The sequence below is a fragment of the Vibrio sp. ED004 genome, from assembly GCF_023206395.1.
Lineage (GTDB): Bacteria > Pseudomonadota > Gammaproteobacteria > Enterobacterales > Vibrionaceae > Vibrio.
Map to the genome: position 1 here is coordinate 399123 of NZ_CP066149.1, position 14590 is coordinate 413712.

Annotated in this window: 7 protein-coding genes; 3 read left to right on the forward strand and 4 right to left on the reverse strand. The window is 46.8% G+C overall.

Going from position 1 to position 14590, the window contains the following annotated elements; genetic code table 11:
* Positions 1-43 precede the first annotated feature (43 nt).
* Genes ITG10_RS01695 through ITG10_RS01705 form a run of 3 tightly spaced genes read left to right on the forward strand, consistent with a single transcriptional unit; the run spans position 44 to position 3294 of the window.
* Positions 44-787, forward strand: coding sequence for an ATP-dependent zinc protease (locus tag ITG10_RS01695; protein WP_017631169.1), 744 nt, complete (start codon positions 44-46; stop codon positions 785-787).
* 17 nt (positions 788-804) lie between these two features.
* A complete protein-coding gene (locus ITG10_RS01700) occupies positions 805-2310 on the forward strand; it encodes an inactive transglutaminase family protein (protein ID WP_026084276.1) in 1506 nt (501 codons plus the stop codon).
* 3 nt (positions 2311-2313) lie between these two features.
* Complete coding sequence (locus ITG10_RS01705; RefSeq protein ID WP_026084277.1) at positions 2314-3294, forward strand: alpha-L-glutamate ligase-like protein; 981 nt, start codon at positions 2314-2316, stop codon at positions 3292-3294.
* A 109-nt stretch (positions 3295-3403) separates the two neighbouring features.
* On the opposite strand, the gene fdhF is transcribed toward ITG10_RS01705, so the two are convergent.
* The 4 genes from fdhF to mukF form a co-directional block, all read right to left on the reverse strand.
* Complete coding sequence (fdhF, locus tag ITG10_RS01710; RefSeq protein WP_017631171.1) at positions 3404-7633, reverse strand: formate dehydrogenase subunit alpha; 4230 nt, start codon at positions 7631-7633, stop codon at positions 3404-3406.
* A gap of 326 nt (positions 7634-7959) precedes the next feature.
* Positions 7960-12420: a chromosome partition protein MukB gene (mukB, locus tag ITG10_RS01715; protein ID WP_248386650.1), complete on the reverse strand. Its 4461-nt coding sequence runs from the start codon at positions 12418-12420 to the stop codon at positions 7960-7962.
* Entirely contained in the window at positions 12417-13223 is an 807-nt protein-coding gene (gene mukE / locus ITG10_RS01720) for a chromosome partition protein MukE (RefSeq protein WP_017631172.1), read from the reverse strand. Before mukE ends, mukB begins: the two co-directional genes overlap by 4 nt.
* Positions 13204-14541 carry a chromosome partition protein MukF gene (gene mukF, locus ITG10_RS01725; RefSeq protein WP_017055049.1) on the reverse strand — a complete coding sequence of 446 codons (1338 nt, stop codon included), beginning with the start codon at positions 14539-14541 and terminating at the stop codon, positions 13204-13206. The genes mukE and mukF overlap by 20 nt, the downstream gene beginning before the upstream one ends.
* Positions 14542-14590: the final 49 nt, after the last annotated feature.

Consider the following 14590-nt stretch of genomic DNA (forward strand, 5'->3'; position numbering starts at 1 on the left):
CTAAATAGTCTGAACTATTCTCTAATTTCCAAAGGTTTTTTTTATGTTTAAGCGATTATCGCCTATTGTGGCGGTTGGTTTGCTCTCTGGTTGTACCCTTACTAACGGTGCTGCCTACCACCAAGAAACTCTCGATGCTATTGCCCGCTCAGAGACAAACATCGCAAATAAGGTTCAAAATCTTGAACTGCAAGTCAGTAATCAAAGTGATTACATTGAAAGCTTAGAAGACGAAATCATCACCCTTTCAAACCAGTTAGATGTCCATCTAACGAGCATGGAACACAAAGTCATTGAAGAGCTAGAGGAAGAAGAAGAACCCGTGGCAGTTGCAGCGGCTCCTATCGCTCCTACCTCACAACCAACTATCCTTGGCGGAATCGAAAAAGTATCTATCGACTCAATCAAACAAAGCTTTGATGCTCGAGTTGATACTGGCGCAACGACCTCTTCTCTAAATGCTGTCGATATCAAAGAATTCGAACGAAATGGTAAGAACTGGGTTAAGTTCCACCTAGAAGACCAAGGACAAGCGGCAGAAGACCAAAAGTGGATTGAAGCACCTGTTGTACGTTATGTGAAAATCCGTCAATCAACGAATGATCAGACAGAACGTCGAGCTGTGATTGAATTATGGGTTAAAGTTGGAAAAATCCATGAAAAAGCGCAATTTACATTGGCGGATCGCTCTCAAATGAGTCACCCTGTATTACTAGGGCGCGAATTTATCAAAGACATAGCGCTAGTAGATGTAAGTAAAAAGTACGTACAAACGGAAGTTAAATAACAATAGTAGGGTAAGCTATGACGTCAAGAATTCCATTTTATATCTCTATATTCCTGCTTATCGTGGCAGGCATAACACTGAGTATGTTCAGACATACGACCTACGGTGTACCTTGGACTCCAGGGGAAACTAGGCAGGTTTGGGACGTTGAAGCTCGCATTGAGTTCAACGCTGTAGGCAAAGAAGCGAAAGTTTCCTTAGCGGCTCCTCATACTCAGTCTAACTACACACTTATCGGCGAATCGGCTTCATCACCAGGTTACGGTATTTCTTACTTAAATACTGAGTCAGGTCGTCGTGCTGAGTGGTCTATTCGTTACGCAGATGGCCCTCAAACCATCTACTACAAGACACAATTCCTAGTCGACAACCAAGCTAAAGTGAACGACACACCACCAGAGGGTGAAGTGGTTCAGCCAAGCTTCGACGGTCCGGAAAAAGCAGCGTCTCTTGCTCTGATTGATAGAGCGACAAAGCGTTCTGCAGACAATCTAACGTTCACTCGTGAGCTCATCAAAACGCTGAATGATCCAGACAGCCAAAACTCAGCGCTGATTCTGAACAACATGACCAAAGTGGAAGCGACACACAAGCTACTTTCGGCAGCGAAAATACACAACAAAGTGGTTGGTGTTATCGAGCTAGAAGATGGCCGTCGTCGTCAATCTATCCAGAACATGATTCAGATTTGGGATAACGATGAGTGGATCCTGTTCTCTCCTGAATCCAGCGAACAGCAAGTTCAACCAAACCTACTGATCTGGGACGAGTCAAACGTGTCTCTGCTAGATGTAGTGGGCGGTCAGAACAGTAAAGTTCACTTCTCTATGATTGCTCAAGAGGTTTCACCGACTGAAGCAACCAACAGTAAAGTATCGGCTGATCAGCTGTTAAACCTATCAATTCATAGCCTACCGCTAGAAGAGCAAGCGATGTTTAAAACCATCATGCTGATTCCTATCGGTGCGCTTATTGTTGTGTTCTTGCGTGTCATCATCGGTCTGAAAACGTCTGGTACCTTCATGCCAGTTCTGATTGCGGTGGCCTTTGTTCAAACACAATTGGTAACGGGTATTGTTGGCTTCCTACTGATCGTTGGTACGGGTCTTATCATTCGAAGTTACTTGTCCAAACTCAACTTGCTACTGGTAGCCAGGATATCCGCCGTAATCATTACGGTAATCATGATTATCTCCGTGTTTACCGTGGTCGCGTTTAAAGTCGGTCTAACTGAAGGTCTGTCAATTACGTTCTTCCCAATGATCATCCTATCTTGGACTATCGAACGTATGTCTATCCTATGGGAAGAAGAAGGCGCGAAAGAAGTAATGCTACAAGGTGGTGGTTCTCTATTCACTGCGGTTCTTGTTTACCTAGGCATGACTAACCCATTCATTCAGCACTTAACGTTTAACTTTATTGGTTTACAGCTTGTTATTCTAGCGACCATCTTGCTACTAGGTAACTACACAGGCTACCGTCTAACAGAGCTTCGTCGCTTTAAACCGCTAGCGGAGGACTAAGTTATGTTTGATCAGTTTACTTCACCGTTTAGGTTGAAAGACAAAGGCATAATGGGAATGAACAAGCGTAACCATAGTTACATTGGTCGCTACAATGATCGTTCCAAGTATCCACTCGTTGATGACAAGCTTAAGACTAAGATCATCGCTGAACAGGCTGGCGCTACGGTGCCAAAGCTGATTGGCGTTATTGGTCACCAAGCTGAAGTAAAAACAATCCACAAGATGGTAAAAGAGTGGCCGGGTTTCGTAATCAAGCCAGCTCAAGGCAGTGGTGGTAAAGGCATCCTTGTTGTGACTTCTCACAAGGACGGCGTTTATACCAAGCCATCAGGTTCAACTATCAATGAGGAAGACGTAGAACGTCACATCAGTAACGCTCTTGCGGGTCTTTTCTCACTTGGTGGTAAGAATGACGTAGCAGTAGTTGAAAACCTCATCAAGTTTGATGAGTGCTTCGATGGCTTCAGTTACGAAGGTGTGCCAGATGTACGAATTATCGTATTCAAGGGCTACCCTGTTATGGCGATGATGCGCTTATCTACTTCAGCTTCAGACGGCAAGGCTAACTTGCACCAAGGCGCTGTGGGTGTAGGTATTTGTATTGCGACGGGTAAAGCCGTTCGTGCAGTTCAGTTTGACCACCCAGTCACTCACCACCCAGATACGGGTAAAGAGTTGGCGCTACTTCAAGTGCCGCATTGGGAAAAACTGCTAACACTGGCATCAAGTGCTTGGGAAATGACAGGTCTTGGCTACATGGGTACTGACATGGTTCTAGACCAAGAAGAAGGCCCAATGGTACTTGAGCTTAACGCACGTCCAGGTTTGGCTATCCAAATCGCGAACGGTGCTGGTCTGCTACCTCGATTGCACCATATTGAGAACCTTGGTACACCAGCTGAATACCCGAAACCTGCAGAGCGCGTGGCATACGCTGCTAAGCAATTCGGTGTTCACGGTAACGAGATTGTTCCAAACTAAGCTGTTTGCTGACTAGGTCACTTGATACCTATAAAGCTCAATAAAAAAGCCGCATAACTCTGAGAGTTACGCGGCTTTTTAGTCTCTGCCATTAAGTTAACTGGTTGGGCTAAGCCTCTGTAGCTTCAATTTCAGGCTCACGAATCGGATCAATACGTACCGCCGCTACCTTAAACTCTGGGATCTTGGCATGCGGATCTGTCGCTGTCGTAGTCAAACGGTTAACTGGAGACTCCACGAAATGGAATGGAATAAACACCACGCCTTTCTGCATTCGCTTCGTTACAAACGCTGCGATCTCAATTTCGCCGCGACGTGTCGAGACTTTGAGCATCTGACCATTCGAGATTCCTAACGCTTCAGCATCATGCACACTGACCATGGCACGTGGCCCTGCTAAGTTATCCAGACCTTTCGTTTTGCGCGTCATAGTACCTGTATGGAATTGCTCTAAGATACGCCCTGTCGTTAATACTAACGGGTATTCCGCATCTGGCAGCTCTGCTGCATATCGAAACGGAATCGCTTCCATCTGACCACGTCCACGAGTGAACTGAGTCTGGTGCATAATACGAGTGCCATCAGGGTTGTTTTTATTGCTTGGCCATTGCACGCCATTGACCGTGATGTTTTCCCAACGTAAACCACCGTATTGTGGTGTGACGCGAGCAATCTCATTAGTAATGTCCGCAACTGAATCGTAGCTCCAACCGCCGCCCATTGCATTAGCCAGCAATTGGATAATCACCCAATCCTCTTTCGCGTCATCTGGAGGCAATACCGCTGGGTTAATACGCTGAACGCGTCGTTCAGTATTAGTAAAGTGACCAGACTTCTCAGCGAACGAGCAAGACGGCAGAACCACATCGGCATACTGGGCCGTTTCAGTTAAGAAGATGTCTTGCACTACAAGAAAATCTAACGCTTCAAGCCCTTCAATCACGTGTGCTTGATTCGGATCGCTTAGTACAGGGTTTTCACCCATCACATATAAACCACGTACATCTCGATTACACGCGCCATCAATAATCTCGGTCAGTGTTAAGCCCGTTTCAGCAGGCAAATCAGCAACGCCCCACTCCATCGCGAATTTTTGGCGAACCATTGGGTTATACACTTTTTGATAACCCGGCAGGTTATTTGGCAATGCACCCATATCGCATGCACCTTGCACATTCGATTGGCCACGCAGAGGGTTGATACCACCACCTTCAATACCGATGTTGCCACATAAGAGCTGCAGGTTCGCGATTGAACGAACGTTGTCGTGGCCAGTGGTATGTTGCGTGATACCCATGGAGTAATACACCGCCGTACGTTCTGCAGTACCTATCAAGCGCGCCATCGCGAAGATGTCTTCTGCTTTAACGCCAGTCACCAGTTCTACTTTGTCTAGTGAGTAGCTTGGTGACATCACCTCTTGCAACAAGGTATCAAAGCCATCGACACGATCATCAATGTAATCTTGGTCGTACCAACCGTGCTTGATGATCTGTTGCATCACGCCATTAATCAGCATCACATCGGTACCCGGTCGATGTGCTAAGTAAAGTTCAGCATGATCGGCAATATCAATTCTCTTAGGATCCGCTACGATCAAACGTGCGCCGTTATGTCTTACCGCCTGTTTGATGTGTGAGCCGATAATTGGGTGCGCGGATGTGGTGTCAGAACCAATGATAAAGATGACATCCGAGTGTTTAATACTTGGGATATCATTGGTCATTGCTCCACTGCCTAGCGAAGCTTCGAGCCCAGTAACCGTTGAAGCATGGCAAAGACGAGCACAATGGTCGACGTTGTTGGTGCCAAGTTCACGACGAATGAATTTTTGGAACACATAGTTATCTTCATTGGTGGTTTTAGCCGACGAGAAACCTGCTAAAGCGTTACTGCCAAAACCTTGCTTTATAGCCGTGAACTTATCAGCAATCAGCGTAATGGCTTCTTCCCAACTCGCAGGTTGTAACCAGCCATCTTTACGAATTAATGGCGTAGTCAAACGGGCATCACTGCCGACGAAGTCGAAACCGAAACGTCCCTTAACACATAACATGCCTTCGTTAACCGGAGAATCACCGCCCTCGATATAACGGATTTTGTTCTTCGCTTCGTCAACATGCATGGTCAGCTTACAGCCCACACCACAATAGGTGCAGATAGTGTCGACCTTTTTGAGGATGTCGGTGTCGCCTTGTTTTCTATCTCTTGCATCCACCATCGCACCAGTTGGGCACGCCTGAATACAAGAGCCACATTGAACACAATTAGAGTCACCCATTAAGGTCTTGTCAGCCCCAAAATTCGGACGACATTCAGGTCTTGAAGCTGGCTTGCCATCAGACTGATTCATGAAGCTTAGAACGCCATGAACGTTCTGCTCACGACACGCTTGGATACACTGACCACAACTGATGCAGCGGTTGGCGTCAAAGATGATGAATTCAGAACTGTCATCGACAGCAAACTTCTGCCTTGTCGAACCCGCTTTGGATTCCTCTGCGCGAATGGCTTGCCAGCTCTCATTAGAAGCGACATCGATTTTGTATTCTGGATGTGTTTGGGTTGCCTTGTATTCAGTCGAGTAATCACGCAGATCGCAGTCGGTATTGGCTTGGCAACCACACTCTAAACATCTTGCGGCTTCAGCGATTGCGTCAGCATTATCAAAGCCCGTTTCTACTTCTTCAAAGCTTTGCTCTCGTTGCTCCGGCGTTAGCTCTGGCATGATTTTACGTGCCATGCGCTGTATCGACTTGTACTGCTCGGGATCAACGGCTTTGAGCTGCTTGTGCTTTCTAGAGTTAAACGGTTTAGCCGGAATGTTTTCCATATCACCGTTGAAGAATCGGTCGATCGCTTGCGCAGCAATACGCCCGTCTCCTACCGCTTCGACTGCTGTCGCTGGACCACGCCTGAAATCACCGATACTAAATATATTGCCCGTACCTGTGTGCATGGTTTGCGGATCAGCGTCCGCCGTATTCCAACGTGTCAGTGGGATATCAATCTCTTCGTTATCCATGAAACTTAGGTCGGGCTTTTGCGACACTGCAGCGATAACCGTATCGAACGCTTCAACAAAGAACTCACCCGTTGGTTTTGGGCTACGACGACCAGAAGCATCTGCAGGACCAAGTGCCATACGTTCTAATCGAATCTCAGAGACATGCCCATTTTCATCAGCAATGTTCTCAGCCGGGTTGGTCAAGAAGTGGAACTTAACACCTTCATGTTCAGCTTCTTCGATTTCGTAATCTTCGGCCGGCATTTCATCTCGTGTGCGACGATAGATCAGGGTGGTGTCCGCACCGTCACGCACTGCGGTTCGAGCGCAGTCAATCGCCGTGTTACCACCGCCAATCACAGCGACTTTTTTGCCGGTAGTGAAGTGTTTGTCAGTCACATAGTCTTTTAGGTAATCAACACCTAGGTAGCAGCCACCAAGGTCACTACCGGGATAATTCATCTCAACGGCTTGTGACGCACCCACAGCTAAGCAGACCGCATCAAAATCGCGACTGAGATCTGACAAGGTAAAATCAACACCAAGCTTCTTATCGCACTCTACTGCCATTCCGTTACGACACATAAGCTCGATTTCTTTATCAAGAATCGACTTCGGTAGACGATATTCTGGAATACCATAACGTAGCCAGCCACCAGCTTTAGGCATCGATTCATAAACACTGACGTCATAGCCCTCATTAGACAGGTAATAACCTGCTGTTAAGCCACCAGGGCCACTGCCGACAATCGCAATGCTCTTACCTTTGTTGGGTTTCTTCGCAGGCATGTAGCTCTCTTGAGTAGCCAAATCGGCATCGGCTGCGTGTCGCTTGAGTTGGCGAATTGCAATCGAATCATCGACTAAGTTTCTTCGACACTCGGTTTCACAGAAGGCCGGACACACACGACCAATCGATAGTGGCATCGGCAGTGTTTTCTTAATCACTTCGATGGCTTTGGTATGATCATTTTGCGCAATATGATGAAGATAAGATTGAATATCGACTCCCGTAGGGCAAGCGGTTTGGCACGGTGCTTCGCAGTCAGCGTAGTGGTCTGCCATGATACGATTCAGCGCATCTTGGCGATGAGTCGTTAGCTGTTTAGATTGAGTGGTGATGTTCAAGCCATTGGCTACCTCAAGCTCACAAGAGCGTGTCACGCCCATCCCATCCACTTCAACCACACACAAATCACACGGCACTTTGTCCGCTGTTTTGTTCAAACCACATAACGATGGAATCTCTAAACCACATATTTTTGCCGCCTCAAGAACGGCTTGCCCTTGTTCGACGATTCGAAATTTCCCATCAATGACGATTTGAATCATAGCCTGTCCTACCTTTACCTTTCGCACACTGCGAGTTATCAATAATTAAAAATAAAGTAATACAATATTATTAATATTATTTAATCTATGTAATTACCATACATTAATTATGGTTTTGTGCGTGTGACCTCAAACAAGTTCCATTGATAATAACCATAAGGTATGAGTGGTCTTATCTGTATATGGAAAACATTAAGTTGCAGATAAAGACCATTTTAGGAAGGCAGGCAGCTGTAATCAGGGAGATTAGATTTCAGATATTAAAAAGCCCCTACCACTGTATATACAGTGAGTAGGGGCTTTGAATTGATAAATCGGCTTAAAGCTTACTGCTCAGCTTCCTCAATCAGCTCTTGCACTGGCGATGCAGGTTTGTTTTGAGCAAAACCGCGTAAGCCAACAACGTGCACATGTTCATGATCTTTGAAGACCTTACGTACCAGTTTGTAGGTTGTGCCTTTCTCTGGGCTGATGTTCTCCGGTGCTGCAATCAGAAGCTGCATGCCTAGACGGTCACACAGTTCAAACAGTGTAGAGATAGACTTCGCATCCAGACGTGCTGCTTCATCAAGGAACAACAAGCGACATGGAACGATGTCTTTGCTACGAAGTCGACGAGACTCTTCTTCCCAGCTCTGAACCACCATCAATAGGATAGATTGACCAGTACCGATCGCCTCACCTGTAGACAGTGCGCCCGATTCCGCTTGTAGCCAACCATCAGAGCCACGGTTAACTTCAACACTTAACTCTAGGTAGTTACGGTAATCCAGTAGCTCTTCACCTAGAACTTGAGGAGAACGTTGACCCATGTCGATGTGTGGGTTCACACGTTGGAACAACTTCGCCATCGCTTCTGAGAAGGTGAAGCGAGTCGTCTCGAACAAGTCTTTGTGCTGATCTTGTTGAGTCGCTAGGCCTGATAGCAAGATTTCGTGACTTTCACGGATCTTAACGTTCAGACGTACACCCTTAACCTGACCAAAGTAAATGTTCGACAAGCCTTGGTTCAGCATACGAATACGGTTCTGCTCACGCTGAATCGTCTTCTTAATGATGCTTGCTACCGACTCAGAGCTGATCGCTAGGCGGTTTTCACGCTGGGTCAGTTCTTCTGTTAGTCGAGCTAGCTCAACTTCCATCTCTTCGATTGCTTCAACCGGATCATCCGTATGAATGATGTCTTGGCGAATACGCTCGCGAAGATGTTGGTAAACCGCAATGTAGAATAGAACCTTACGTTCTGGATGTGCGTTATCTTCAGATAGGCGCAGCGAATCACGTAGGTCGTCATTGTCAGCCACAGCCAGACGCAGTGCACCCAGTGATTTATCCGACATCGAGCGAAGTTCACCAGCTGTTAGGTAAGCCAGTTCACGCTTGTGTAGACGACGTTCAACGTCATTCTCACGAGCTAAACGCAGTACTGAACACCAGCCTGCTTTTGCTGCAACCACAAAGGTACGAAGCTCGGTGTACTCTTTCTGTACTTTCTTAAGACGCTTAGCCAAGGCTTTCATCTCAAGTTCTGTTGAGGTAATCGTACGCTCGTATTCGCTCTTACGGCTACGAGACGTGTGTAGACGCTCTTGTAGCTCGTCACGACGACGAACTGCGCGCTCTTCAGCGCCTTCATCAGCATTTACACCGAACTCTTGAAGCTCTTGTTTGAACTCTTGAACCGTCTCTTGCTTCGCTTGATGCGAGCTCTTCAGCGCTGCCAATACTTGGTTGTACTGGTTCATCTGTTCACGAGCTTGTTTCAGGCCATCACGACCTTTAGTTCTTGCTTGTTCCGCTTGAACCAGTTTCGCTTTCAACTGTTCGCTCAGTTCGCTGCTCTTGTTAAGCAGGTCAACAGAGTCTGCGTAAGCAAAGTAGTGACGACGCTCAATCAGATCAGACAATGCGAACACTTTGCCTTTTAGCGTTTGCAGAGCATTATCTGCTTGACGATACTCCGCTTCCAAAGCTTCGAATTGCTCAGGGTCAGCGTCGAGTGCAGAAACGATTTGCTCTAATGAAGTCAGCGCTTTGCCATGAGTGTTCAAGTAAGACTTCGCTTCGCTTAAACGCTCTAGTTGTGCTTCTAATTCAGCAAGACGCTCAGCTAATGTTTCGTCTTCAAGAATACGAACCATAGGCGCGAGTTTGTCGAGTGCACCAAGTGCCTGTTTGCTGTGCAGAAGCTGGCTGCGTTGTTGTTGCTCTTTAGAATCTAGCTCAGCTAGAGAACGAACAATTTGGTTACGCTTATCGCGAATAGACGCTAACGCCTGCTCTGGATCAGCGTTGAACGCAACGTGCAGGTGCTTCGCAACAAAGCTGTTGAATGCTTGGTATAGGCGATTCAGTTTTTGAGAATCAAACGCTGCTTTGGCGTGGTTCTCAACAACTACATCACGCTCTTCACGCAATTTTTCAAGGCGTTGTTCACGAGCTGCGCGACCAAACAGTGGGATCTCAGGGAAGCGAGAGTAACGCATTTGGCGATCGTTCAGTTGAACGCATACTGCGCCTTCTAACTCGTCCGCGTTGAATGAGCTGTCATCAAACGCGTCTACATCACCTTCTAGGATGTAAAGGTCTTCTGGACAATCATCAAGATCAATCAGCTTCTCTTTGATGCCATCAAGATCTGAAACCACAATCGCATGACGAGCCGGGCCGTACATCGCACTGAAGTAAGGCGCATCGCCAATCGTGATGTCGTCGTAGATCTCAGAAAGCAACACGCCACCAAGAGTGTCCGCTAGGCCTTTCAGGCGAGGATCGTTAGAACCACCTGGAGAGGCTAGACGCTCGATCTCTTGCTCAAGTTCAGCTCGGCGAGTTGCCAGTTGATCTTTAGCAACGGCTTGAGACTTTTCGTCTTCAAGTACTTGCTGCATTTGAGTCATTACCGCTTGGCTATCTTCTAGCTCAGCTTCGGTTTGATCTCTTAATGCTTCAAGCGCATCGTTTGCCGTGATCCAAGCAGGAGCAATGGATTCTAGCTTTTGAATCTCTTGGTCGTGGTTCTGTTGAACACGACGTTGTTCACTTTTCGCTTCACGCAACTCTTCCTGAGCATACTCAAGCGTTTCGATCTTCATTGCATGACGTTCGCGCTCTTCGTCGAAAACCACTTCGTCAATCAGTGAAATGTTGTGTTGCTTTTGGTATTCAGTCGCAAGTTCTTTTGCTTGACGCTGCTGCGCCACATCACGAGCCATATCGCGGTGCTGAGCTCGCCATTGCAGTTCGTTCTCAACAACATGTTTCGCGTTACGACCTTTTTCTAGAGCTTGCTTAGCGCTATGAGATGCTTCTTTACGCTCCACTTCACCAACGATGCTCTTAACCAAAGACAGTGCTTTGTCGAACTGTGCAGAAGCTGCAGAAGACATGTCTAACTTGTGCTTAGTCGACAGTAACGTCTGAGTGCTTGATTCTTCTTGTGCTTTTAGCTCAGAAACCAAGGTTAACGCGCTTTCTGCAGTAATAGAGTCATCACCCAGCAACTGCTTGGTTTTCTCTAATGCTTGAACCGCTTGTTGGTATTGAAGTGCACGAGTCTGCTGAACATCCAACGCTTGTTGGTAATCAGCAAGCTGAGTTTTCAGGCTATCCACTTCTTCTTCAGTGATGGTTGCCTGCTCTTCAGCAAGAAGTACTCGCTCTTGAGCTTCCTCAACCACCATCATCTGCTCTTCTAGACGCTCATTAAGCTCTTCTAGATCTTCGCTGTAGCGAGCAATTTTCTCTTGCTGGCGAAGTGCAGTTTGAACCAACTGAAGGTGATCCGAAGCCGCTTGGTAATCTTGCTCTAACGCTGACTCTTGATCCACCAGCAGTTCGAGTTCTTCTTGAACACGATTCAACAGGTTGTTTTGATCAAGCAAAGTTTCGCGAGAACCAAACAGTTCACCACGGAGCTTCATGGTTTGATCTAACTTGTTGCGACGATCGTTAGCATGGCGCATGTAGTCCGCAGCCACGTAGTTCGTAGATTCAGTGATCAAGTGTTTGAACAAGTCACGATCCGACTGAGTTGTCTTGATCGCTTCTAGCGTCATGCGGTTCTCGCGCAGTGCCGATTCCATATCTTGGAATGCTTTCTTCACGCCACCATTTTGCGGTAGAAGGTAATCACGCAGAGAACGTGTAATCGCACTTGATATACCACCGTAAAGTGATGCTTCAATTAGACGGTAGAACTTAGAACGGTCGCTGCTGTTACGCAGTTTCTTCGGTACTACACCGTACTCAAACATCTGTGAGTGGTAATCAACAATCGAAGAAAACGCCTTAAAGTGCGCCCCTTCGTACTGTGCAACAGCGGCTTTCACATCATTTAGCTGACATACACGAGCGTGGCTGTCTGAAACGTTCTGAATCAGCACGTCCGTTGGTTTCACATGGCTTGGAAGGCCTTGAATAACGAACGGCTTGATGTCTACTTTCTTGTCACGACCCGCAACTTGCTGCAGTTTTACTGCAAACAACAGACGTTGATTACGAGAGTTCACTACATCCAGCGCTGCATAACACGCGCCAGGTTGAAGCTTACCGTAAAGACCTTTATCACGAGATGACTGTGAGCTACCCGCTTCCGTTGTGTTACGGAAATGCAGAAGGCTTTGGTCAGGGATAAGTGCTGTGATGAATGCCGCCATTGTGGTCGACTTACCTGCACCGTTACCGCCAGAAAGTGTTGTAACCAATCCATCAATATCAAAAGTACGCGCGAAGAAGCCGTTCCAGTTGACCATGGTTAATGATTGATACTTACCTCTTTCAATCATGCTTCACCTTCTACTTTTGTTTGTTCGCCGTCGTTTGACTCAAGGTCAAAGTCAGCTTGATCGTTAAAAATGTCTTGTTGACCGTTTTCGTCTACGCCTGCATCGACTTCTGATGCGGCTTCAGCTTGCTCTTCATTTAACAAGCTACCTTGGTTAGGCTCTTGAGTATGCACCACAGCTTCACCATCACGGATAAGACGCAGTTGAGCTTCTTTCATGTCATCGCCAACACGTACGTCAGCACCAAAGCGGAATACCGCTTCGCTGATACGGAATTTGCCCGTCTCACCAATCGCAATCAACATGCCGATACGACGTAAGCGACGTAGAGAAGTACGCACTTTTTCAAACAGTTTCTCTTTGTCTAAGTCAGAACCCGACGCACGGTTGGTAGCTAGCTTCATGAGTTTTTTCTCATCCGCTAACGACATCAACTCATCAAACAGCTCTTGGTTAGTGAAGATACCTTCATGAGCAAGACGCTCTGGGCTTAGGTATAAGAAACACAATACCTTACCAACAAGCATGTCCAGCTCAGACAAAACACTACGACCGATTAGCGACGTAGAACGCGGACGCAGGTAAAAAAAGCCTTCTGGCGCTTTCACAAGCTCAGTGTTGTAGCGTTGGTAGAAATGCTGAAGCTCAACTTCAAAATCTGAAAGTAACGCGTGGTTATCTAAGTCTTCTGTTGAAATATGCTTACCTGAACGCAGCATGCTGTCTAGCGCAGGGAACAATGGGTTCGCTATCGCTTTTACCAGTTTCTCTGGCATGTAATCATCAGTACTTGTTAATGACATTGGCTTGTACCTTTGCACCGAAATCGTTGATTGCCTGCCAATCTGGCTGAATAGCCTGATAGTCAGACTCTGAGTAACCTAAGCGCACGGCTTGGTCGACAACAATTCTGGCTAAATCAAAATGGTGTGTGCGAGGGTGTGCCGCGAGGTAATCGCGTAGCACAAGGCCAAGATCAATTGGCGCACCTTGCTGTTTGTGAGCTTTTAACATCTCTGCAATTCGGTCTGAAAGCAGATCATTCACTTGCTCAAATTCTTCGTATTCTACGTCGATTGGTGCTTGACCCATTACTTCATCATCACGAAGTACCAAGGCTTCATCACGCAAATCGGTGAGCTTTTCAGCATCGGCGTAGGTCAATAACCAAGGCGCATCAAAGTAGTCGGTAACCGACTGACGCAAGCGTTGGCTAAAGGCACGGTTTTTATCCATATCAATCGCGGTACGGATAAACTTGTGAACGTGGCGGTCGTAACCGATCCACAAATCGATCGCTTGCTGACCCCAACTAGTGATTCGGTCGAGCTTCATCTGCAAGCCGAATAGGGTTTCGCCAACGAACTCGAGTTCATCGTCACCGTAAACAATTTCTTGAATATCGAGGATCTGTGTTTGCAGTTCATCACCCGCCGCTTGCAAGGTGTCTTGCAACTCTTTTAGCGTGGAGGAGGTTTCTGATAGCAAGGTTTCACAGTTGTTGATCGCCTCTCGCCAATCCTTATTTAAAAGGTCGGCAATTTGCTGCTTAACGGTTTGCTGCTGCTCATCCATAACACGTTGGTTAAGATCGATCTGATCGAAAATTTCACCAACCGAATACTTCAGCACGCCGTAAACGTTCTTTCTCCAATGTCCTGGAGTTCCGCCCTTCTGCGCTGCTTCAATGGCTTTCGCCATCTCGTCCGCAACCATAGAAAGCTGGATAGACAATTTTAATTTAGAGAACTGACGGTGACGTAAGTAATAATCTGAGATACCAATCGCTAATGGCGACAAACGGTAAATGCTCGCACCATCCGTGATTTCGCTAGTAAAGCGGCTAATCAGCTTCTGTTTAACCAACTCATTGATGGCGTTATTGGCACGAAACGCAGACGCTTCGCCAGTATCTTCAAACAGTCGAGTGACGATGGTAAATGCATCGTGCAGTTCACCTTCGCCCAACTCTTCATCGAACCTTTCATTGCTTAGTACTGCGATAGCAATCAAAAATGCTAAGCGCTCTGGCGGCAAGTTTAATGAAAAATCATGCTGCTTGACCCAGCCCACCAACTCATCAATTGGCTGCTCTTCGGCAGTTTGAGTCATTTCACTCATTGTGGTTCCTGTTACTGTTCTTCGTCATATCGAACATGTTAGATATGAC

Excerpts from the sequence above, each read along its gene's own strand:
- ITG10_RS01705 (WP_026084277.1), top strand. The coding sequence starts at position 2,314 with ATGTTTGATCAGTTTACTTCACCGTTTAGGTTGAAAGACAAAGGCATA.
- mukB (WP_248386650.1), bottom strand. The coding sequence starts at position 12,420 with ATGATTGAAAGAGGTAAGTATCAATCATTAACCATGGTCAACTGGAAC.
- fdhF (WP_017631171.1), bottom strand. The coding sequence starts at position 7,633 with ATGATTCAAATCGTCATTGATGGGAAATTTCGAATCGTCGAACAAGGG.
- mukF (WP_017055049.1), bottom strand. The coding sequence starts at position 14,541 with ATGAGTGAAATGACTCAAACTGCCGAAGAGCAGCCAATTGATGAGTTG.
- mukE (WP_017631172.1), bottom strand. The coding sequence starts at position 13,223 with ATGTCATTAACAAGTACTGATGATTACATGCCAGAGAAACTGGTAAAA.
- ITG10_RS01695 (WP_017631169.1), top strand. The coding sequence starts at position 44 with ATGTTTAAGCGATTATCGCCTATTGTGGCGGTTGGTTTGCTCTCTGGT.
- ITG10_RS01700 (WP_026084276.1), top strand. The coding sequence starts at position 805 with ATGACGTCAAGAATTCCATTTTATATCTCTATATTCCTGCTTATCGTG.